21 protein-coding genes are annotated in these 20,731 nt (G+C 72.7%); 7 read left to right on the forward strand and 14 right to left on the reverse strand.

All coding sequences use genetic code 11. The features are described 5' to 3' along the window. The first annotated feature begins 41 nt into the window (after positions 1-41). Positions 42-824 (forward strand): IclR family transcriptional regulator, encoded by a 783-nt coding sequence (locus tag QSK32_RS34335; protein ID WP_045741941.1) that lies wholly within the window; start codon positions 42-44, stop codon positions 822-824. Positions 825-896: 72 nt separating this feature from the next. On the opposite strand, the gene QSK32_RS34340 is transcribed toward QSK32_RS34335, so the two are convergent. Continuing rightward, the gene (locus tag QSK32_RS34340) at positions 897-1,178 is read right to left on the reverse strand and encodes a hypothetical protein (protein WP_285474215.1); all 282 of its coding nucleotides are present in this window, start codon (positions 1,176-1,178) and stop codon (positions 897-899) included. A 214-nt stretch (positions 1,179-1,392) separates the two neighbouring features. On the opposite strand from QSK32_RS34340, the gene QSK32_RS34345 reads away from it, so the two are divergent. The 3 genes from QSK32_RS34345 to QSK32_RS34355 all read left to right on the forward strand — a co-directional run bounded on the left by QSK32_RS34345 (position 1,393) and on the right by QSK32_RS34355 (position 4,446). Next, the gene (locus tag QSK32_RS34345) at positions 1,393-1,536 is read left to right on the forward strand and encodes a hypothetical protein (protein ID WP_157410956.1); all 144 of its coding nucleotides are present in this window, start codon (positions 1,393-1,395) and stop codon (positions 1,534-1,536) included. After that, a complete protein-coding gene (gene tkt / locus QSK32_RS34350; protein ID WP_285474216.1) occupies positions 1,533-3,743 on the forward strand; it encodes a transketolase in 2,211 nt (736 codons plus the stop codon). The genes QSK32_RS34345 and tkt overlap by 4 nt, the downstream gene beginning before the upstream one ends. A gap of 139 nt (positions 3,744-3,882) precedes the next feature. Further along, positions 3,883-4,446, forward strand: coding sequence for a hypothetical protein (locus QSK32_RS34355; RefSeq protein WP_285474217.1), 564 nt, complete (start codon positions 3,883-3,885; stop codon positions 4,444-4,446). 84 nt (positions 4,447-4,530) lie between these two features. Here the strand turns inward: QSK32_RS34355 and QSK32_RS34360 are convergent, their stop codons facing one another. The 7 genes from QSK32_RS34360 to QSK32_RS34390 form a co-directional block, all read right to left on the reverse strand. Next, on the reverse strand, positions 4,531-5,112 hold the full coding sequence (locus tag QSK32_RS34360) for a hypothetical protein (RefSeq protein WP_285474218.1): 582 nt from the start codon (positions 5,110-5,112) through the stop codon (positions 4,531-4,533). Next, complete coding sequence (locus QSK32_RS34365; protein ID WP_285474219.1) at positions 5,112-5,672, reverse strand: DUF6286 domain-containing protein; 561 nt, start codon at positions 5,670-5,672, stop codon at positions 5,112-5,114. Before QSK32_RS34365 ends, QSK32_RS34360 begins: the two co-directional genes overlap by 1 nt. Next, on the reverse strand, positions 5,669-6,151 hold the full coding sequence (locus QSK32_RS34370) for an Asp23/Gls24 family envelope stress response protein (protein WP_285474220.1): 483 nt from the start codon (positions 6,149-6,151) through the stop codon (positions 5,669-5,671). Before QSK32_RS34370 ends, QSK32_RS34365 begins: the two co-directional genes overlap by 4 nt. Beyond that, positions 6,144-6,323: a hypothetical protein gene (locus QSK32_RS34375; RefSeq protein WP_045741946.1), complete on the reverse strand. Its 180-nt coding sequence runs from the start codon at positions 6,321-6,323 to the stop codon at positions 6,144-6,146. The genes QSK32_RS34370 and QSK32_RS34375 overlap by 8 nt, the downstream gene beginning before the upstream one ends. Positions 6,324-6,359: 36 nt before the next feature. Continuing rightward, a complete protein-coding gene (locus QSK32_RS34380; protein WP_211275347.1) occupies positions 6,360-6,656 on the reverse strand; it encodes a hypothetical protein in 297 nt (98 codons plus the stop codon). Then, positions 6,653-7,135, reverse strand: a complete 483-nt coding sequence (locus QSK32_RS34385; RefSeq protein WP_211275348.1) for an Asp23/Gls24 family envelope stress response protein — start codon at positions 7,133-7,135, stop codon at positions 6,653-6,655. Before QSK32_RS34385 ends, QSK32_RS34380 begins: the two co-directional genes overlap by 4 nt. 203 nt (positions 7,136-7,338) lie before the next feature. Then, positions 7,339-8,964: a glycosyltransferase family 2 protein gene (locus tag QSK32_RS34390; RefSeq protein WP_285474221.1), complete on the reverse strand. Its 1,626-nt coding sequence runs from the start codon at positions 8,962-8,964 to the stop codon at positions 7,339-7,341. A 422-nt stretch (positions 8,965-9,386) separates the two neighbouring features. Here QSK32_RS34390 and QSK32_RS34395 point away from each other — a divergent pair, with 422 nt between their 5' ends. Both QSK32_RS34395 and QSK32_RS34400 read left to right on the forward strand, forming a co-directional pair. After that, the gene (locus tag QSK32_RS34395; RefSeq protein WP_285474222.1) at positions 9,387-10,385 is read left to right on the forward strand and encodes a hypothetical protein; all 999 of its coding nucleotides are present in this window, start codon (positions 9,387-9,389) and stop codon (positions 10,383-10,385) included. Between the two features lie 125 nt (positions 10,386-10,510). Beyond that, positions 10,511-12,664 (forward strand): carbohydrate-binding protein, encoded by a 2,154-nt coding sequence (locus tag QSK32_RS34400; RefSeq protein WP_285474223.1) that lies wholly within the window; start codon positions 10,511-10,513, stop codon positions 12,662-12,664. On the opposite strand, the gene QSK32_RS34405 is transcribed toward QSK32_RS34400, so the two are convergent. The 6 genes from QSK32_RS34405 to QSK32_RS34430 all read right to left on the reverse strand — a co-directional run bounded on the left by QSK32_RS34405 (position 12,665) and on the right by QSK32_RS34430 (position 19,699). Further along, the gene (locus QSK32_RS34405; RefSeq protein ID WP_285474224.1) at positions 12,665-14,455 is read right to left on the reverse strand and encodes a glycoside hydrolase family 3 protein; all 1,791 of its coding nucleotides are present in this window, start codon (positions 14,453-14,455) and stop codon (positions 12,665-12,667) included. Beyond that, positions 14,416-15,585, reverse strand: coding sequence for a glycoside hydrolase family 1 protein (locus QSK32_RS34410; protein ID WP_285474225.1), 1,170 nt, complete (start codon positions 15,583-15,585; stop codon positions 14,416-14,418). The genes QSK32_RS34405 and QSK32_RS34410 overlap by 40 nt, the downstream gene beginning before the upstream one ends. Positions 15,586-15,595: 10 nt before the next feature. After that, on the reverse strand, positions 15,596-16,411 hold the full coding sequence (locus QSK32_RS34415) for a carbohydrate ABC transporter permease (RefSeq protein ID WP_045741951.1): 816 nt from the start codon (positions 16,409-16,411) through the stop codon (positions 15,596-15,598). Beyond that, positions 16,408-17,292 (reverse strand): carbohydrate ABC transporter permease, encoded by an 885-nt coding sequence (locus QSK32_RS34420; RefSeq protein ID WP_045741952.1) that lies wholly within the window; start codon positions 17,290-17,292, stop codon positions 16,408-16,410. The genes QSK32_RS34415 and QSK32_RS34420 overlap by 4 nt, the downstream gene beginning before the upstream one ends. After that, positions 17,289-18,557: an extracellular solute-binding protein gene (locus tag QSK32_RS34425; protein ID WP_285474226.1), complete on the reverse strand. Its 1,269-nt coding sequence runs from the start codon at positions 18,555-18,557 to the stop codon at positions 17,289-17,291. Before QSK32_RS34425 ends, QSK32_RS34420 begins: the two co-directional genes overlap by 4 nt. A gap of 89 nt (positions 18,558-18,646) precedes the next feature. Beyond that, positions 18,647-19,699 (reverse strand): LacI family DNA-binding transcriptional regulator, encoded by a 1,053-nt coding sequence (locus QSK32_RS34430; RefSeq protein WP_285474227.1) that lies wholly within the window; start codon positions 19,697-19,699, stop codon positions 18,647-18,649. A 125-nt stretch (positions 19,700-19,824) separates the two neighbouring features. Here QSK32_RS34430 and QSK32_RS34435 point away from each other — a divergent pair, with 125 nt between their 5' ends. Then, on the forward strand, positions 19,825-20,724 hold the full coding sequence (locus tag QSK32_RS34435; protein WP_285474228.1) for a TIGR04222 domain-containing membrane protein: 900 nt from the start codon (positions 19,825-19,827) through the stop codon (positions 20,722-20,724). Positions 20,725-20,731 lie beyond the last annotated feature (7 nt).

The following is a 20,731-nucleotide window of genomic DNA, read 5'->3' on the forward strand; positions in this document are numbered from 1 at the left end:
AGTGGGCCCGGGACAATGGGCGCGGCGAAGGAGAGGCAGCCATGACGGAGGCAACGGGGACCGCATCGGCCGCGCGCGTGGCGGACGTTCTCCTGCTGTTCGCGGACGGCCCCACCGCACGGGGCGTCTCGGAGATCGCCCGGCTGCTCGGCATGCCCAAGGCGGTGGTGCACCGCATCCTCACCACCCTGGTCGACCGCCGCCTGCTCGAGACCGACCCCGGCGTGCGGGGCTACCGCCTCGGCCCCGGCGCGGCCGCCCTCGGCGCCCGCGCCCTGCGGGAGTCCCGCCTGCGCGAGGCCGCCATGCCGGTGCTGCGCGAGCTCAGCCTGCAGACCGGCGAGACCGCCACCGTCTCGGCCCGCGTCGCCGGCGGCCGCGTCTACCTCGACCAGGTGCAGAGCCCGCAGGAGATCAAGATGACGGTGGAGATCGGCCGCCGCTACCCGCTGCACGCCGGCAGCTCCAGCAACTGCATCCTGGCCTTCCTGCCCGCCGCCGAACGCGAGGCCGTCCTGGCCGCCGAGATCACCGCCGTCACCGAGCACACCCTGGTCGACCCGGCCCTGCTGCAGGACCGCCTCGACACCATCCAGCACCAGGGCTACGCCACCTCGGCCGGCGAACGGCAACTCGGCGCCGGCGCGATCGCCGCACCGGTGTTCGGCCTCGACGGCGAGGTCACCGGCTCGATCTCGGTCTGCGGACCGGCCACCCGCCTCGACGAGGACACCCGCGACAAGGTCGTCCCGCTGGTCCGGGCCGCCGCCGACACCATCTCCCGCAAGCTGGGCTGGCACGGCGGCCTGCCCGACCGCGGCTGAGCGCCGCCGTGAGACGACGCCCGCGAGCGGCCCGTGCGGCCGCCCGCGAGCGGCACCCGCCCGGCGGGCTCGTCAACGGCCACCTCGTGGAACCGGTCGCGGCCGGCCGTCACCGGCCGCACGACCCGTGCGGATCCCGGCGGCGAGGAGGCCGACGGTGCGGTCCGGGCTGAACGGCCGCCACGGGACGCGGCCGTCGCGAACGAACGACACCCAGGCGCCGTGGACCGTCGCCGCCACCGCGACACTCGGGGCGGCACCGAGCCTTGGCGCCAGTTCCGGCAGGTGGATCGTGTCGAAGACGAACGGGATGTCGGTGGCGTGGCCGGGGACAGACGCGGAGACGGTTCCCATCCGGGTCCGTCAGGTGGACCTCGCCGGACCTGACGGTTTAGCCGTCCGGGCGGCGGGCATCCTCAAGCACAGGCGTCCTCAGTCGCGCCACGTCCGCGCTTCCCGCGCCTTCTCCGGTCACTGTGGTCGCTTACCGGCGGCCGCGAGCACCGTCCCTCTTCGCCGGTCACGGCGCGCCGCGTCGCCCGGCACTCGGTTCCGGACGGGATCACCGATGTCCACCATGCCCCGCGCCACCCTCGAGACGTTCCTCGACCACGGGCGGGCCGCCGACACGCTGACCCGCGGCGGGGTCGGCTACGACGACGTGAGCGCCGCCCGGTCCGCGCACCACCGCTCCTCGAGGAGATCACCATGAACCGGTTCCCTCCCACCGCGACCACGCTCCCCCGGCACGTGCCGGCGCCGATCGCCGGAGCCGCGGGCTGGACCGCCCTGGACGTGCAGGCCGTGGACACCGCACGGCTGCTGGCCGCCGACGCCGTGCAGAGGGCCGGCAACGGCCATCCGGGCACCGCGATGAGTCTGGCGCCGCTGGCCTACCTGCTCTTCCACGATGTGATGCGCCACGACCCGAACGACGACCAGTGGCTCGGCCGGGACCGGTTCGTGCTGTCCGCCGGGCACACCAGCCTCACCCTCTACTGCCAGCTCTACCTCAGCGGGTACGGCCTGAGACTCGACGACCTGCGCGCCCTGCGCACCTGGGGCTCGGCGACCCCGGGACACCCCGAGTACCGGCACACCCGCGGCGTGGAGATCACCACCGGCCCGCTCGGTCAGGGTTTCGCCGCCGCGGTGGGCATGGCCATGGCCGCCCGCCGCGAGCGGGGCCTGCTCGACCCGGACGCCGCACCCGGCTGCAGCCCGTTCGACCATCACGTGTTCGTGGTCGCCTCCGACGGCGACCTGATGGAGGGCGTCACCGCCGAGGCCAGTTCGCTCGCGGGCCACCAGCAGCTCGGCGATCTGGTCGTCTTCTACGACGACAACCACATCTCCATCGAGGACGACACCGGCATCGCGTTCAGCGAGGACGTGCCCGCCCGCTATGCCGCGTACGGCTGGCACGTGCAGAGCGTCGACTGGAAGAGCACCGGCGGGTACGTGGAGGACGTCGACGCGCTGCTGGCGGCGATCGAGGCCGCGAAGGCGGAGACCGGCCGGCCGTCGCTGATCCGGCTGCGTACGATCATCGGCTGGCCCGCGCCGACCAGGCGCAACACCGGCAAGGCCCACGGTTCCGCCCTGGGCGTGGACGAGGTCGCCGCGACGAAACGGATGCTGGGTTTCGACCCGGACGCCTCGTTCGCCGTCGACGAGCAGGTGCTGGCGCACACCCGTGCCGTCGTGGCGCGTGGCGCGCGCGTACACGGGGAATGGTCGTCGGGTTTCGAGGCCTGGCGCCGCGCGAACCCGGACCGGGCCGCGCTGCTGGACCGGTTGCAGGCCCGCCGGCTGCCGGACGGCTGGACGTCGGCGCTGCCCACGTTCGCGCCGGACGCCAAGGGCATGGCCACCCGTGCGGCGTCCGGGGCGGTGCTCTCCGCGCTCGCGCCGGTCCTCCCGGAGCTGTGGGGCGGGTCCGCCGACCTGGCCGAGAGCAACAACACCACGATGGACGGCGAGAGTTCGTTCGTGCCGACCGGGCGGCAGACCCGCACGTGGACCGGCGGACCGTACGGCCGCACCCTGCATTTCGGCATCCGTGAGCATGCCATGGGCGCGATCCTCAACGGCATCGCCCTGCAGAGCCTGACCCGCCCCTACGGGGGAACGTTCCTGGTGTTCAGCGACTACATGCGGCCCGCGGTCCGGCTGGCCGCGCTGATGTGCCTGCCCGCCGTCTTCGTGTGGACGCACGACTCGATCGGCCTGGGCGAGGACGGCCCGACCCATCAGCCGGTCGAGCATCTGGCCGCGCTGCGCGCCATCCCCGGCCTCGACGTGGTCCGCCCGGCTGACGCGAACGAGACCGCGGCCTGCTGGCGCACCGTCCTGGAACACACCGACCGGCCCGCCGGCCTGGTCCTGACCCGGCAGAACCTGCCGGTGCTCGAACGCGGGCCTCGCGGGTACGCCCCGGCCGCCGGCGCCGCCCGCGGCGGTTACGTCCTGGCCGGGGCCGGCGACGACGCCGACGTGCTGCTCATCGGTACCGGATCGGAGGTGCCGATCGCGTTGCAGGCCCGTGATCTGCTCACCGCCGAGGGTGTCACCGCCCGGGTGATCTCGATGCCGTGCCGGGAGTGGTTCGCCGAGCAGCCGGCCGCCTACCGCGACGAGGTGCTGCCGCCGGCGGTACGCGCCCGGGTCAGCGTCGAGGCCGGTGTCGGCCAGGGCTGGCGCGAGATCGTCGGCGACGCCGGCCGCATCGTCGGCCTGGAACACTTCGGCGCCTCCGCCGACCACCAGCGGCTCTACCAGGAGTTCGGCATCACCGCACGGGCCGTCGCCCGCGCGGCCCGCGACAGTCTGCACGACGTGACCGGCCCGGTGCGTCCCGGCGGCGCCGGGGCGGCCGCCACGCCCACCGCCGGCGGCACCGGCGACCGGCCCGTTTGATCCCGGCCCGCCCGGGCATGCACTCCATCGACAGCAACGTGTCGTCATCCGGTCGTCCAGACCCCGCGGCCCGCGATCAGCACCGCGCCGGGGAACACCCGCGCGGCCGTCGCACATCCGCCAGTGAAGGAGCACCACCATGAACGACCGTCACACCACGATCCGCAGCATGCACGACCTCGGCGCCGCAGTCTGGATGGGCGGTTCGCTGATGGGTGCGGTCGGCCTCAACGGCGCCTCCCAGGACGCCGCCGACGCCACCGAACGGACCCAGATCGCGTCCCGTGGCTGGGCCCGGTGGGCGCCGGTGTCCGCCGCCGCGATCGCCACGCACCTGGCCGGCGGCCTGGGCCTGCTCATCGCCAACCGGGGCCGGGTGGCCGGTCAGTCCGGTGTCACCGCGAACACGGTCATCAAGACCGCGGTGACCGTCGCGGCGCTGAGTGCCACCGCGTACAGCGGGCTGCTCGGCGCGCGGATCGCCCGGGCCGGCCGGGTGCCGTCCGAGGGTGGGTCCGTGCCGGCGTGGAACACCCCGGAGCACGTCGCCGTGGCGCTCAAACAGCAGCGTCTGCTGCAGTGGGCCATCCCGGCGCTGACCGGCACGATGATCGCGATGGGGTCGCAGCAGGGTGAGCAGCAGCGCCCGCGCCAGATGTGGGACGGGGTCACCGACCGGCTCACCGGTGTCCTGGGCCGCTGACCGCATGCGCACCGGCCGCCGCCCGGACCCGATTGCGGGTCCGGGCGGTGTCCTGTCCACCCGGTCTTGCCGGATTCCGGGCGGTCAGAGCACGCGGGCCTGTGCCCGGGCACGCCGGGCGACCGACAACCGGACCCGGGCGCGGGCGTCGTCACGGCCCAGGACCGCCCGCAGCGTGGCGGCGACGCTGTCCGCGGCCGCGACGATCGTGGTGAGGTCCGCGCGGGGGTCGACGGTGCCGGTGAGAGCGACGACGAGTTCTCCCCGGTCGTGCAGGATCCGGCCGTGCGCCGAGCGGAGTCCGGGAGTGTCGGCGAGGGCCTCCGCGGCGGCGCCGGCCGTGCCGGCGGGGTCGAGCAGAAGACGCCCGGACGCACCGGAGCCGGGCAGTACGAGCAGGCCGGCACCGCGGCGGGGCAGGTGCGCGGCCAGCCACCACAGGCCGAGCACGACCGCGAGTGTCCCGGCCGCACCGGCCGCCCAGGGCCACCAGGCCGTGTCGAGGACGTCGCCGGCGCCGCCGGTGGACAGTTCGCGGGAGACGGACGGCCACAGCCGCACCAGGCCGCCGTCGTACCAGCCGGCGATGACGGCACCGGCGATGACCAGCAGCAGACCGGTCAGGATCGCGGCGGCCCGGTCGAGGCCGAGAACGGATCGGCGCATCAGGCATCTTCCTTCGGCAGTGGGCCGGAACGGACCCGGACCGTCACCGGCAGCGGGTCCTCCAGGACGGACAGACGGCGTTCGACGGCCTCCTGGACGCGGCCGGCGATCTCGGGGTCCGGTGACGTGACGGTGACGGTGACCGCGCGGCGGCCGGCGACGGACCGGGCGGAGCGGATCCCGTCGACGTCCTCGGCGGCGGCGGACGCCAGCCGGGCGACGTCACGGACGTGCAGGAAGACCCCGGTCGCCGACGTCACCGCCAGGGTCCGGCGCGACCGTGGCCGTACCGCGGTGACGATCAGCCAGACGCCGGCGCCGGCGACCGCCACCCCGGCGGGGATCATCCACCAGGAGGCCGTCAGCCCGTCCAGGCCGTCGAGGACGGCGGCCAGCCAGGTGCGTCCCGGTCTGCGGTCGGCCTCGGCGACCGCGTCGTGCAGCAGCACGACACCGGCGGCGGTGAGCAGACACGCCAGGAGCGGCCCGGCGAAACCGATGCGCCCGGCCCCGGTCCGTGGCCGGGCCGCGGGCATCGACACGTGCGGGGAGACGCTCATCGGACCCTGCGGCCCGGTGCCGCCGCGAGGCGGACCACCTTGGCGACGGTGACGTCGACGCTGTCGACGTGCAGCCCCGCCAGCCGGTGCAGCTGGTCGGTGACCGCGGAGCGGACCTGTGCCGCCAGCGTCGCGGCGGGCACCGGCCAGAGTCCGGCGATGGTGACCTCGGCACGGACCCGGCCGGCGGACACCGTGCAGTCCACCCGGGGATAGCCGAGTCCCAGGGCGTTGCCGACGGCGCCGCCGCTGTCGGTGACCGGGACGACGCCGGGAACCCGGCGGGCGGTGACCTCGGCGATGCGCCGGGCGGCCCGGTCCGTGACGATCAGGTCTCCCCGGTCGCCCGGGTCGTCGTGGCCGGCGCGGGCCGGGCCCCCGGCAGGGACAGCACTCCGGTCAGCGCCAGGGACGGCACTCCGGTCAGTGGTAGGGCCGGCACCCCGGTCAGCGGCCGGGACGGCACCCCTGTCAGCCACGGCTGCGGCCCGGGACGACGCCGGCGAGGTCGATCCGGCCTTCGAGGTGGGCGCCGGCCAGATAGCCGGCGGTGGCGAACAGGATCGCGAGCAGCAACCAGCCGAATCCGGCGGTCGCCGCGATCAGGGCGAGCAGTAGCCCGGTGAACAGACCGGCGAGGGACGGGGACATGAGGACTCCTGAACGAGAATGATCGAGGGCCGCGGATCAGGTGAGGACGACGTCCTCGATACGGACGTGCACCGGCACGGTCACCAGGGGTGCCACCGCGGCGTGGACGAGCCGCGCGGTGGCGGTCAACGGGACCCGGCCGGTGACCGTCACGTGCACCTCGGCCCGGTCGTCGCCGAGCCTGATCCCGGGCACACGGCGCCCGGGCAGGTAGGTGCCGGCCTCACCGAACGGGCCCCCGTGCAGCCGTACCACGCCCGGCACCGCCAGTACCGCGCGGACGATCGCGTCGACGGTCACCGCGACCGGGCCGGCGCGATGTTCGGTGGTCACTGCACCCGCGGGGCGTGATCGGGGTCGTCGCCCTCGTCGTCCTGTGGCAGGTGGATGTCGGCGACCGAGATGTTCACCTCGGTCACCTGCAGGCCGGTCATCCGCTCGATCGAGGTGATCACGTTGCGGCGGATACCGACGGCGAGGTCCGCGATCGCCACGCCGTACTCGGCGATCATGTCGATGTCGACGGCGGCCTGGGTCTCGCCGACCTCCACCGAGACGCCCTGCGAGTGGTTCACCCGCCCGCCCGGGATCCGCTCCCGCAACGCGCCCACCGCACGCGAGGTGCCGTTGCCGAGTGCGTAGACACCGGAGACGTCCTTCGCGGCGATCCCCGCGATCTTGCTGACCACGGTGTCGGCGATGGAGGTGGTGCCCTGCGGGCCCTGCAGCCCCCGGTCCCGCGCGGCCAGGTCGGTGCTCGTCCGGTCGGCGGTGTTGTTCGTGGTGGTGATGGTGGTCATCGGCTCGGTCATGCGGGACTCCTTCGGGGCGGCGGGGGGCGGTGGCAGGAGACGGGGCCGCGGAGTCCGGACGGCCGCCGTGACGCGAACGCGTCACGGCATCGAGACCAGGTTCACCGGATACCCGTTCGCCGCGATCCGAAACACCGGTGGCCGGTCGCTCCGGGGCCTTCCGGTTCCGCTCCTGCCGGGGTACGCGTGAGCCCCGCCGCGCGTCAGGCGGCCAGTTCCGGGGTGCGCTCGTGAGGCGGGCCGGGGTCCGCGGCACGGGCCAGGGTGGCGAGTTGCCGGCGTTCCTCGGCGGCGCTGCGGGCGGGGGCGACGACGGCCGCCGGGAGTTCGGTCCGGACGGTGCCCGCCGAGGTCTTGTTGTGTTTGCGGGCCAGGAAGACGCAGAGCAGGGCCGGGACCACGATCAGCACGACCGGCAGGACGCTGCCGGTGAGCAGGTACGACACGGCGGCCAGGACGATGCCGAAGGCGATCTCACCGCGGGTCGCCGTCAGTGCCTCGCGGATGCTGACCCGGCCGGAGCTCTTCGGGGTGACCAGGAAGACCGACTTGCCGAAGGCGGAGGTGACCGAGGAACGCAGGCTGACGAAGAACATCGACCCGTACAGCACGATGGAGTGCAGCAGGTAGGAGAGCAGCCGCAGTTTGGGCATCCGCCGGAAGTGGAAGACGGTGTCGTTGAGCAGCGGTGCCAGCAGGAACGCGATGGTGGGCACCAGCATCCAGAGCGGGTAGGTGACCGTGTATCCCAGGGCGGGCAGCGCGACCACGTGGATGACCACGTAGACGGAGAACAGCGCGGTCAGCGGCAGGCTGTAGGTGAACAGGACGATGTCGAGCTTCTCGAACCAGGTCATCCGCGAGCCGAGGATGGTCGTGGTGTACCGCTTGATGAACTCCATGTTTCCCTGAGTCCATTTCGAGTGTCGTTTCTTGAAAGCGTGGTAACTGACCGGGAATTCTTCCTCGCAGCGGATGTCGGGCGCGAATACCGTGTAATATCCCGCGTCGCGCGCGGCGATGGAGAAGCACAGGTCCTCGGCGACCACGGCGGGGAATCCGCCGGCGGCCTGGTAGCACTCGCGGCTGACCATGGCGCCATGCCCCAGAAGAGACAGGAATCCGTGCCGGTCCTTGACCGTCTGGTAGGCGATCCAGTGCGAGTCGACGCCGATCGCGAAGACCCGCATGAAATCGTTGCGGTTGCGGGTGGCGCTGTGGTTGGCCTGGACGATGCCCGCGTTGCCGTAATGGGCGAAGTAGTCGAGGCTGCGGGTGACGTAATCACTGGGAATGATCTCGTCGCTGTCCAGGATGACGAAGTAGTCGTACTCGGCGGTCCGCAGGTGGTTGTTGAGGTTGCCGGCCTTGAACCCGGCCCGGTCGGCCCGGCGGACGACCTGGACGCCGTGGCGGGCGGCGAAGTCGTCGATCTCGGCGAGCGACTCGGGTTTGCTGGAGTCGTCCAGGATGACCGTCTCGTAGTTGCCGTAGCGCTGGGCCATGCTGCGCAGCAGGCTGTCCGCGGAGAAGTCGTCGCAGGTGCAGTAGAGGAGCGCGACCTTGGGTTCCGGGCCGTCCGGGCGGCGGGGCACGTGGATCAGGTGCGGGCGCTGGACGAGGTGGAAGTAGAGGGTGTAGACGATGTCCTTGGTGCCGTTGAGCCAGAAGTAGGTGACGAAGAGCGCGCTGGCCAGGGTCAGCGCCCCCAGGTACCACGCGGTCTGTGTGGCGGAGGCGACGACGTGCGCCATCGCCGGCACCGCCGGGGCGAGGATCGCCAGCCAGACGGCCAGAATGATCAGGTAGACACGAGGTGACTTGGTCACGACTGCCCTCTCAGGTGAATCGGTCCTCGATGAGGAATTGTTCGACTGGGGAGGTGGCGGTCCGTGATACGGCACCGAAACTGTTTCTCGGCATCCGCCTGCCGCGCCCTGGGCAATCACCGTTGATTGTCGTCGGCGTCGTCGCGAGCCTGGATGTGCGAACGGCGCCAACCATAGCGACACGTCGATAGGACAGCAAGTCGGCCGACGAGACCGGAATCACTGCGGACCAGCCCGTATTGCCCGCGCGTTAAAGACGTGTGGCGCACGGTCGCGGATGGCCTCGAATAGCGATCCACTTCGCGTGAAATGAAATCCGAACGCCATATCGGTGGCGGGCGTCACGTTCCCCGCCGGAGGTATGGTTCGGCGGCCGGGGAATGGGGTGGGCGACGATGCCCTCGAGGAGCGGAGGACACGTGGTGACACGGCTGTTGATCGCTCTGGCGGTGGTGCTGGGCGTCGCCGGGCTCGGTGGCGACACGCCCGCGCCGGGGCCCTGCGGGAGTGCGCCGGACGACGGCGGGAGCACGCTGACGCCGTACCCCGCCATGGCCGGACGTGATTTCCTGCGGGGAGCGTCCCTGGACCCGGACGGTGATCCGGCGGCGACCGGGGCGACGCTGCGCACGATGCGGGACCGGTTCGGCATCGGTACCGCCGGGCTGTACCGGCTGGACGATCCCGGCCCGGTGCTGGCCGCGCTGGAGGAGCTCGGCATGACGGCGGTGGTGCGGCTGGAGGAGTACGACCCGCAGACCTTCGCCTTCACCACCGCCGACGCCGACCGGCTGGTGGAGCGCTACCGGGACCTGCTGGGCCGCCTCGGCGAGGCGGGGGCGCGCAGCCGGGTGGCCTACCTGGCGGTCACCATGCCGCTCGACGATCCGCGGGTGCAGGCCCGCCTGGGTGGGGTGAACTCGCCGGCGTCGGTGGCCCGGCAGGCCGAGTACGCCGTCGCGGTGACGTCGCGGCTGCGCGCCGCCGCTCCCGGCCTGCCGGTCTATCTGGGTGTCTTCTACGGCTGGGACGGCGCCTACCGGCCACCGTCCTATGCGGGGGCCGGCGCGGACGGCTATTTCCTGACCCAGTACAGCTATCCGCGTGGTGACGCGCCCGGCGCGGCGGACGGCGACGACGCGCTGATCGACGCGCGGGCCCGGCATGCGGTGATGCGCCGGTTCCTCGACCAGTACGGCGACGCCCCGGTGGTGATCGAGTACGGCGTGCAGACCACCGGCGGCCCGGCGCAGGAGGCCGGTCTGGTCCGGGACCGGGCGGCGAAGCGGCGCGCGCTGGCGGCGACGACCCGGTTCTACTGTGCCGGGTATCCGAGCGTACGCGGCACGATGTATTTCGGTTTCGACATCCACAAGAGCGAGGGCGAGCCGTCGACCGTCACCGATTTCGGCCTGGTCTAAACCTTGGCCCGATAACGTTCTTGTTACTTCCTTGTTAAGCGCTTAGAGTCGGGCCATCGGTCAATCTAAGCGCTTAGATCTGCGACCGGCTTACCTTCGTTCGGCCTCGATCAAGGAGTCGGCCCATGAAGAGGGTGATGTCGGCACTTCTCTCCACCGTCCTGTGTCTCACCTCCAGCACCGCCGCGCAGGCCACACAGGCCGCACCCGGTGTGTCCAACCTGTTAACTCCCTATGACCCGGCTCAGTTCGCCGACCTCTACGCCGACCCCGGCGGACCGATCACCGGCGCCACCTACGTCTTCAACCCGACCGCCGACTGGCAGCGGCGGGCGGCCTTCGACATCGCCCAGATGCGCGGCATCGGGGTCAACACCGTCGGCCTCTACAACCTGGTGCACATGACCGACGCCGACCGCGACCGGCTCTTCGCCGAACTGGAACGCCGACGGATGAAGGCCGTGGTCCGCATCGAGTGGTACGACCGGCAGACCTTCGCCTTCACCGCGGCCGACGCCGACCGGGTGCTGAGCCACTACACCACCGACGACACCGCCCACGGCTACACCGCCCTGCTGAACTACCTGGTCCGCCGCGGGAAGCTCGCCGACGTCGCCTACTTCGCGGTCAACATGCCGGTCGACGACGCGATGGTCAGCGACCACTTCGCCACGAGCGGGTACCCGGACGGCCGCGCCAATCCGCAATGGGCGGCCACCCAGGCCCCCTACGCCGAACGGCTGCTCGCCGGCCTGCGCCGCGCCGTCGGCGACACCGACCTCTACCTCAGCGTCTTCTACGGCTGGGACCAGTCCTACCCGACACCCTCGTACGCCGGGATCGCCCACCCCGCCGACGGCTACTTCCTGAACAACTACTCCTACCCGGTCGGCGCTCCCGCCGACGCCGGCGCCTCCACCGCGGACCTGCTCAACGTGCCCCGCCTGAGCAGCGCCATGGACCGGATGATCGGCCAGTACGGCGACGCCCCGAAGATCATCGAGTACGGGTTCCACACCGTCGACTTCGCCGGCGGCGTCGTCCCGGACCAGACCGCCGGCCTGGTCCGCTCACAGGCCGCCAAGAAACGGGCGCTCACCGAGACCACCGCGTACTACCGGGACACCCGCTTCCACGTCCGGGGCACCCTGTACTTCGCCGAGAACCTGTTCAAACCGGAGGGCAACCCGCCCGCCGTCATGGACTGGGCGCTCGGCATCCCGGCCGCCGAGGCACAGGCCGAGGACACCTCGCTGACCCGCTACTACCGGGGCGGCTCACCGGTCGACACCACACCCGTCGCCGACGCGACCGCGTGGGGCGGCGCGGCCGTCACCCTCACCGCCGGCGGGGACGCCCTCGCGTTCGTCAACCTCGCCGCCGCCACCGTCCTCCAGATCCGCTACCGTGCGCCGCAGGCCACCAGCCTGCTGCTGTCGGTGAACGGGGCTTCAGCGCGTACCGTCACGCTGCCCGCCGCCGCCACGTGGAGCACCCTGACCGTGCCCACCGACCTGCCGTTGCAGGCGGTGGTGACCCTGCAACGGCCGGCGTCCGGTGCCGCGGTCACCGTCGACTGGCTGGGCGGCAAGCCCGACTACGAGGCGGAACTCGTGCCGCACACCGGCGCGGCCACGGTCACCGCGGCAGGCGCGTCGCGGGGCGAGGCACTGAGCATGCCGGCCGGGCAGGCGAGCACGATGACCGTCGACCCGGTACGCGGCGGCACCCGGGCGCTGATCCGGTACGCGGCGGCGGCCGCGGTCACCGTGCGGCTGGGCGGCACGGCGGTCACCCTGCCCGCGACCGGGGACGGCTTCGGCACCCGTACCGTGGAGAAGACGGTCGTGAGCGGCACCGCGCTGGAGCTGACCCGCGACGCGGCCGGCGGCGCCCTGGTCGTCGACCTGCTCCGGGTGGACGGGCAGTACGAGGCCGAATCGTCCGGCGGACTCTACAACGGCGCCCACGCGGTCGCCCTGGCATCGGCGTCGCAGGGCGCCCTGGCCACCGACCTCGACGTGCTCGGCGCGTCGGTGGTGTACTCGCCGGTCCGGGCCGGCAGCCGCCTCACCGTCCGGTACCGGGCGACCCGGGCGGCGAGCATGACGGTGATCCTCAACGACGTGGGCCACCGGATCGCCTTCCCGGCCACCGGCAGCGGGTTCGGCACCGCCACGCTGGCGCTGGCCGTCCCGGAGAACGCCACGGTGATCGTGCAGCGCAACGCGGGCGACGCGGCGACCGGGCTGTCGATCGACTGGCTGGCGGTCGCCTGATCACGAGGCCGGATGCCCGGCCCGGAACAACGGAGATCGGCTGTCGCCGGGGACGTCCTCCCGGGACTCCTCGACGGCGGCCATCGACGACGGCAGCTCCATCGGCAGCCGTCCCTGCGCCCGCGCGTCGCCGAAGAGCACCCCGAACAGGGCCTCGTCGGTCACCCCGAACTCCCCCAGCGCGGCGGCGCTCGCCCCGATCACCTCGGGCAGCACCGCCGCCCGGTCCAGATGCACCACCAGGACCGTCGGCACCCGCGCGAACCGCGCCACCAGCTCGGCCACCCGCTGCGGCGGCAGGCTCAGCGAACCCTGATGGAAACCGGCCTCGTAGTCGATGCCGGTGTCGCGCCGCTCGTAGGGCGCGCCCATCCGCACCACCGCGACCTCGGCCTCGTCGAGCGACGGCACCACCGGCCCGTAGCCGGCCGCCACCCGAGGGTCCACACCGTCCAGGTGGATCCGGGCACCGCGGCGCAGCGGCAACGGGCCGTTCTTCAGCACCGTGACCGCCCGCTGCTGGGCGCGGACCCCGGCGGCAGCGGCGGCACCCACCACCCGCTCGGCCTCGTCCGGGTCGACATAGGGGTTCTCGAAGAGGCCCAGCGCGAACTTCAGCCGCAGGATCCGCCGCGCCGACGCGTCGATCCGCGCCATGCTGATCTCCCCCGACGACACCAGATCGACCACCAGCTCCGGGCAGGACTCGCCGCCCAGCTGGTCGACGCCGGCGTCCAGGATCCGGCGGACCCGCTCGCGGCGCGACAGGTGCTCGGCGCCCCAGCAGCGGGCCGGCCAGCGCATCCCCTCCACCCGGACGTCGGTGACCAGCCCCCAGTCCGAGCAGACCACCCCGCCGAAACCGAAACGTTCGCGCAGCCAGCCGGTGATCACCTCCCGGTGGAAGCCGAAGCCGATCTCCTCGACGCCCAGGCCCACCGGGATCGCGTAGTAGGGCATCACCGCGGCGGTGCCCGCGTCGAACGCCGCCCGGAACGGCCGCAGGTGGTACTCCAGGTTGCCGCCGGGATAGACCTGCTCCCTGCCGTAGGGGAAGTGCGCGTCCTCGCCCCGCCGCTGCGGGCCGGCGCCCGGGAAGTGCTTGGTCATGCAGGCCACGCTGTCCGGTCCCAGCCGGTCGCCCTGCAGGCCACGCACGTACGCGCCGACCATCCGGGACGCCGTCGCCGCGTCGGCGCCGAACGTGCCCGGCAGCCGTGACCAGCGCGGCTCGGTCGCCAGATCGGCCTGCGGCCCCAGGCTCATCCGGATCCCGGCCGCCCGCAACTCGCGCCGCACCACCTCGGCGAACTCCGTCACCAGCCGGACGTCGCCCACCGCGGCCAGCCCCAGCGGTTCCGGCCAGCGGGAGAACGTGGTGCTCGCCATCGACGTCGCCGGGTTGTCGGTGAAGCCGTGCACCGGATCGCTGGACAGCGTCACCGGAATACCCAGCCGGGTACCCGCGGCCAGGTCCTGCAGCCGGTTCTGCCAGGCGGCGTACGCGCGCGGCGCGATCCGCGGCGCGGCGTTGAAGTGGGTGATGTGCGACGCGGTGACCAGCCGGCTGGTGGAGAGCACGTCGTGCGGGACGTCGTCGCCGTCCGGCCCCGGCTCGTACAGACCGTCGCCGACCGCCTTCATCATCGTGTGGAACAGCAGACCGGCCTTCTCCGGCAGCGTCATCCGCGCCAGCAGATCGGTCACCCGCGCGCCGATCGGAACATCCGGATCCCGGTAGAGGCAGGCGGTCATGCCAGGCCGTTCGCCCGGGCGGCGGCTCCGAGCCACCGTGCGCTCCTTCTGGGGGTACGCCGGAAAGTCCGCCGGTCGACGGCGATCAGCCCGAACGTCGGCGCCCAACTGCCCCACTCGTAGTTGTCCAGCGCACTCCAGTGGTAGTAGCCGTGGACCTCGACGCCGTCCGCGATCGCCTCGTGCAACCCGGTGAGCGCGTCCCGGGTGTAGTCGATGCGGCGGTCGTCGTCGGCGGTGGCGATGCCGTTCTCGGTCACCATGACCGGCACTCCCCCGGTCACCTTCCACGCGTTGCGGACCCCGATGGCCAGCGCGTCCGGGAAGTACTCCCAGCCGGTCAGGGTCGTCTCCGCGCCGGCGGGCGGCGGCAGCGCGCCGTCGGGCCCCACGAACGTCCGGGTGTACGCCTGCACGCCCACGAAGTCGTCGTCGCGGGCCGCCTCCAGGAAGTACTCCTCGATCGGCCGGCTGTACGCGTACGCCTGCTCCTCGCACCCGGGCAGCGGGTGGATCGCCTGGGTGGCCACCGTCCATCCGGACCGCAGGCCCGGCACGCCGGTGAGTACCTCCCGCGACATCCGGTGCGCGCGGGTCAGCTCCGCGGAGACCCGCTGGTCGGGGCGGGCCATGCCGTGCGCGACCGGCGCCACCCCGGGCAGGTTCGCGCCCTCCCGGCAGGCGATGATGTTCGGCTCGTTGATGGTGCACACCCACGGCACGCCGTCGCGGACCACCGGCAGGGCGATCTCGGTGAACCGGGCGAACATCTCGGCCGCGTGCGGGTGGCGCCAGCCGCCGAGCGCGTCCATCCAGCGGGGCACGGTGAAGTGGTTGAGGGTGACCATCGGGGTCAGCCCGTGCTCGTGGCAGCGGTCGACCATCCGCCGGTAGTGGTCCAGCATCGCGGTGGAGACGTGGCCGCGCTCGGGTTCGATGCGGCACCACTCGATGCCGAAGCGGTAGCTGGTCAGGCCCGTTTCGGCGAGCAGCGCGATGTCCTCGGGGTAGCGGTGCAGGCTGTCGCAGGCGTCGCCGCTGACCTCGGGGACGGTGCCGGCGGGAGCGTACTCGCGCTGCCAGTAGTCGCTGGTGACGTTGTTGCCCTCGGTCTGGTGGCCGGAGGTGGCCGCCCCCCAGAGGAATCCGGGCGGGAAGGTGCGCACGGGCGTCTCCTTACTTGAGACCGGCGGTGGCCACGCCCTGGACGAACCAGCGCTGCAGCGCGATGAACAGGGCGACGATCGGGGTGATGACCATGACGGATCCGGCGAGCAGCAGGCCGTAGTCGGTGGCCTGTTCGCCGGTGGAGTACAGCGACAACGCGACCGGCAGGGTGTACCGGTCCTGGCTCTGCGCCACCACCAGCGGCCAGAGGAAGTTGTTCCACGACGCCAGGAACTGCAGGATGCCCAGGGTCGCCAGCGGTGGCCCGCAGAGCGGCAGCACCACGCGGGCGAAGATCCGGAATTCGCCGGCGCCGTCGATGCGGGCCGCCTCCAGCAGTTCGTCCGGGATGGACCGCAGGTACTGCCGCATCAGGAACACCCCGGTCGGTGAGGTGAGGAACGGCAGGATCAGGCCGGCGTACGTGTCGACCAGCCCGAGTCTGGCGACCACCACGAACAGCGGGACGAAGGTGACCACGCCCGGCACCATCAGGGTGACCATGACCAGGCCGAAGAGCAGCCGCCGCCCGGGGAAGCGCAGCTTGGCCAGGGCGTAGCCGACCATCGAGCAGAACAGCAGGTTGCCCAGCACGGTGACCAGCGCGACCAGCACACTGTTGCCGAAGTAGGTGCCGATGCGCAGGGCGCCGAACCACTGGCGGTAGTTGTCCAGGGTGGGCGTGTGCGGCAGCCAGGCGGCCGGGTCGGCGCGGATCTCACTGTCCGGTTTGACCGAGCCGAGCAGCATCCAGAGGAACGGCAGCACGGTGAGGGCCGCGGCGGCGATCAGCGCGGCGTGGAGCAGGACCCGCCGGGCCGTCATTCCCGGGCTCGCAGGAGCCGGAACTGCAGGACGCTCACCGCGGCGATGACCACGAAGAGGACGTACGCGGCGGCGGACGCGGTCCCGTACCGGCCGAAGCCGAACTGGTTGAAGGTGTAGTAGGTGGCCGACAGGGTGGCGTCCAGCGGTCCGCCGCGGGTCATCACGTACGGTTCCTCGAAGAACTGCAGGTAGACCACCGAGATCAGGACCGCGCCGAGTAGCAGGGTGGGGCGCAGCAGCGGCAGGATCACGTGCCGGAACCGCTGCCACGGGCCGGCGCCGTCGGCCGCGGCCGCCTCGACGACCTCGGCCGGCAGTGCCTGCAACCCGGCCAGGAAGATCACCAGTAGGGTGCCCATGTTGCGCCAGGCGGCCATCACGATCAGCGACGGCATCGCCCAGGTGGTGCTGTGCAGCCAGTCCGGGCCGGTGATGCCGAGGCCGCCGAGCAGCCGGTTGAGCGGCCCGTCGGGTTGCAGCACGAACCGCCACACCACGGCGACGGCGACGACGCTGGTCACCACCGGGGTGTAGAAGCCGACCCGGAACGCGGTGCGGAACCGGGTGATGCCGGTGTTCAGGGCCAGCGCCAGGGCCAGCGCCACCGCCATCGTCAGGGGGATGCCGACCAGTACGAAGTAGCCGGTGTTGAGCATGGCCCGCCGGAACGCCGGGTCGGCGAACAGGGCGGTGTACTGGTCCAGGCCGACGACGTTCACCGCCCACGGGGTCGTCACGTCGCTGCCGCGGAAGTCGGTGAACGACATGAGCACCGAGCTGACCAGCGGCACCAGCATGAACAGGCCGAAGACGGCGACGAACGGCAGCGTGAACGCCCAGGCCGTCCAGGCCTGCCGCCGCCGGGCCGCGGCGGTCACCGGGCGCCGGTCCCGATCCCGGCGGCGGTGGCCTGCAGGGTCGCCATGGCCCGGGCCGGGTCCTCGCCGGAGACGGTGAGGCGTTCCATCTGCGCGTTGCCGGCGTCCTGCAGGCGGGTCCACTCGGCGGTGGACGGCGGGGAGTCGACGTCCTGCAACTGGCGGCCGAAGACGGCGAGTTTCGGGTCGCCGGCCAGTGCCGGGTCGTCCCAGGCGGCCTGCGCGGACGGCAGGTCACCGGTCGCCTTGTACCAGGCCACCTGGGTCTGCGGCAGGCTGAGGAAGCGGATGAGCCGCCAGGCCGCGGCGGCGTTGGCGGACTTCTCGAAGACGACCAGGTGGGAGCCGCCGACGAACGAGGTGGCGGACCGGGCGCGCGGGAGGGTGGCGGTGGCGTACTTGGCGGCGAATCCGGGGCCGCCGAGGTCGGCGAGGGCGGCGACCTCGAACGGGCCGCCGATGAACATCGGTACCGAGCCGTCGGTGAAGGCCGCCTGGTAGGCGCCGGGGTCGGTGCTCGGGGTCCGGTCGGCGATGCCCTCGGTGAAGAAGCTCTGGTAGTAGCGGGCCGCCTCGATCATGGCCGGGCTGTCGAGGGTCCAGGTTCGGGCGTCCGGTGTGGTCAGGGTGGCGCCGTTGGACCAGGCGAACGGCAGGAAGCCCTGGAAGTCGCGGGGGGCGAGGGCGACGCCGTACTCCGCGCCGGCCCTGGTCTGCATCGCCTTGGCGAGGTTCTTGAAGTCGTCCCAGGTGGCCGGGGGTTGCCGGAATCCGGCGCGGGCGGCGAGGTCGGTGCGGTAGTACAGCACCGGGGTGTCGACGTACCACGGGACGGCGTACGTGCCGCCGTCGAAGCGGGTGGAGGCGACCGCGCCGGGGTGGAACGGGCCGGCGCCCAGGTCGGCGGGGACCGCGGCGAGCGCCCCGGCGGCGGTGAACTCGCTCATCCAGGTGGTGCCGAGCTGGCCGATGTCCGGGGTGGTGCCGCCGGCGATGGCGGTCTGGTACTTGCTGTGCGCGGCGTCCCAGGGGACCGGGGTGACGGTCACGGTCACGTCCGGGTTGGCCGCCTCGAACTCCGCGAGGATCGCCGGCAGTTTCTCGGCCTCGGCGCCCTGGGCCCACAGGGTGACGGTCCCGGTGGCCGGGCCGGTGCCGACGGTGGTGGCGGTGGCGGGGGTGCCGGCCGTGCCGGACCGGCCGCACGCGGTGACGGTGAGGGTGGCGGCGACCAGTATCGACAGTGTCTTCCGCGTTCGTGGCATCGCTTCTCCTTCCGGAGATCTAAGCGCTTAGATTTCAGTTAAGCGCCTAGCGCAGCCATTGGCAATGGTCACTGAAACCCGGCGTCCGGCTACCCCGGACCGCAGCCGCAGCTCTCCCGGAGCACCACCCGCACCGGCAACTCACGGAACACCGGCGCCCGGCCCGGATCGTCGAGACGACCGCGCAGGATGTCCACCACCACCCGGCCCATCTCCGCCATCGGCTGCCGGACCGTGGTCAGCGACGGGCGCACCACCCGCCCGGCGACGATGCCGTCGAAACCGGTCACCGCCACGTCCTGCGGCACCCGCACACCCCGCCCGGCGAGGATCTCCAGCAGGTCCAGCGCCACATCGTCGGTGGCGCACACGAACGCCTCCGGCAACGGCAGATCCGCCGGCAGCACGACCGCGGCCCGGCCGCCCGGCAGTGCCCTCGTCCGCGGCACCAGCGGCTCGCGCGGCACCCGCAACCCCGCCGCCCGCACCGCGTCCTGGAACCCGGCGAACCGGTCCCGGCCCTCCGCCGGGTTGAGCCCGCCCACGAACAGCAGATCCCGCCGCCCGTGCGCACGGATCAGATGCTCGGTGACCGCGCGCATCCCGCCCCGGTTGTCGACCGTGACGTGACTGAGCCGGTCGTCGTCCGGCGGCTCGGAGACCGCCACCACCGGGATCCGCCCCGCGATGCGTTCCAGCGCCTCGGCCGGCAGCGTCTGCGGGAACACTGCGAGACCGTCCACGTGACCGGCGATGTCGGTCAGGTTCCCGGCGCCACCGACCCGGCTCGGACCGCCGATCAGCAGCGCGTACCCGTGCCTGCGGCACGCCAGCTCCATGCCCCGCTGGATCTCGTCGACGTAGAGCGGGAAGTCCCGGCAGTCCTCGTCCGGGTCCGCACCCTCGTCGACCTCCACGGGCAGCAGATAGTCGAACGAGAACAACCCCAGCACACCGGTGCGCCCGTCGGCCAGCCCCCGGGCGCTCGCCGACGGCACGTAGTGCAACGCGCGGGCGGCGGCGAGAACCAGATCCCGGGTGGACGGTCTGACCCGTTCCGGACGGCGGAACGTCATCGACACCGTGGCGATCGAGACACCGGCGTGCTTGGCCACGTCGTAGACCGTTGCTGCCTTCGCCACGAGGTTCCCCCTGTGCTGGTGCGCCCACCGTACACGTCACGGTAAGCGTGTTCCCACCGGTCGACCGATGCCTGGAACCCCCGGATGCGGGCATCCTCACAGCACGGAACGGGGGATGATGGCGCATGGGGACTCTGGCCTGGCTGGCGGCGGTCGCCGGGATCGGTGCCGGCTCGCTGGCGTTCGCGGTGGCCGCGCCGGACGTGGCACGGTGGGTGCTGGGACTGATCCTGATCGGTCTTCTGCTCGGCCCGCACGTTCTGCAGTGGTGGCTGCGGCGGGCCACCCGCACGGCCCGGGCCGCCGCACGCTGGTGGGCCCGCGGCCCGAGCGCGGCCGAGGTCGCGTTCCTCTGTGGCGGCCCGGACCGGGTCGTCGACCTGACCGTCGCCGACCTGGTCGCCGAGCGGCACGTCATCGTGGACGACGACGGCCGCCTCACCGTGGCCTCCGCCGCCCCCGGGGCCACCGGCTTGCGGGCGGAGGTCCTCGACCGGCTGGCGCACGGCAGCACCGACCTGGCCGGGCTGCGGTTCGCGGCACGGTCCCCGGCGGCCCTCCCGCAGCTCTGGGGTACCGCCGCCGGGCACGGCCTGCTCCTGCCCGCCTGGCACCGGCAGTACCCGCAGGTCTACGTCGCCGGGGCGATCGCCGCCACCGGATACGCCCTCGCCACCACCCTGCCCGGCCTGACCTTCGTGCTCGGCACCGGCGCGCTGCTGCTGGGCATCCTGGCCGTGGCCCGCACCCGCTACCTGACCGGCTACGGCTTCGACCCGCGCACCGCCGCCGGGCTGCGCGCCACCGCTCTCGCCCTGGACGCCGCGGCCACCGGCGAACCCCGGTACCGGATCGCCACCCGGGGCCTGCGCTCGGTCGCCGACCTGCGCCCCGGCGCCACCGACCCGCACCCGGTCCCGCCCAGCACCTGGCACGTCCCGTGGTACGCCCCCCGTGTCGGCGAACCCCGCATCCGGTGGTGGCGCTCGCCCGCCCAGTCCACGGTCCCCGCTCCGCGCCGCTGACCCCGGC

Origin of the sequence: Actinoplanes sp. NBRC 101535, assembly GCF_030269225.1 — a bacterium.
Classification (GTDB): domain Bacteria; phylum Actinomycetota; class Actinomycetes; order Mycobacteriales; family Micromonosporaceae; genus Actinoplanes; species Actinoplanes rectilineatus.

Coding starts and splice junctions, on each gene's coding strand:
- QSK32_RS34435 (WP_285474228.1), top strand. CDS start 19,825: ATGGGGACTCTGGCCTGGCTGGCGGCGGTCGCCGGGATCGGTGCCGGC.
- QSK32_RS34360 (WP_285474218.1), bottom strand. CDS start 5,112: ATGCGCCGATCCGTTCTCGGCCTCGACCGGGCCGCCGCGATCCTGACC.
- QSK32_RS34365 (WP_285474219.1), bottom strand. CDS start 5,672: ATGAGCGTCTCCCCGCACGTGTCGATGCCCGCGGCCCGGCCACGGACC.
- QSK32_RS34400 (WP_285474223.1), top strand. CDS start 10,511: ATGAAGAGGGTGATGTCGGCACTTCTCTCCACCGTCCTGTGTCTCACC.
- QSK32_RS34425 (WP_285474226.1), bottom strand. CDS start 18,557: ATGCCACGAACGCGGAAGACACTGTCGATACTGGTCGCCGCCACCCTC.
- QSK32_RS34335 (WP_045741941.1), top strand. CDS start 42: ATGACGGAGGCAACGGGGACCGCATCGGCCGCGCGCGTGGCGGACGTT.
- QSK32_RS34375 (WP_045741946.1), bottom strand. CDS start 6,323: ATGTCCCCGTCCCTCGCCGGTCTGTTCACCGGGCTACTGCTCGCCCTG.
- tkt (WP_285474216.1), top strand. CDS start 1,533: ATGAACCGGTTCCCTCCCACCGCGACCACGCTCCCCCGGCACGTGCCG.
- QSK32_RS34340 (WP_285474215.1), bottom strand. CDS start 1,178: ATGGGAACCGTCTCCGCGTCTGTCCCCGGCCACGCCACCGACATCCCG.
- QSK32_RS34385 (WP_211275348.1), bottom strand. CDS start 7,135: ATGACCGAGCCGATGACCACCATCACCACCACGAACAACACCGCCGAC.
- QSK32_RS34345 (WP_157410956.1), top strand. CDS start 1,393: ATGTCCACCATGCCCCGCGCCACCCTCGAGACGTTCCTCGACCACGGG.
- QSK32_RS34355 (WP_285474217.1), top strand. CDS start 3,883: ATGAACGACCGTCACACCACGATCCGCAGCATGCACGACCTCGGCGCC.
- QSK32_RS34415 (WP_045741951.1), bottom strand. CDS start 16,411: ATGACGGCCCGGCGGGTCCTGCTCCACGCCGCGCTGATCGCCGCCGCG.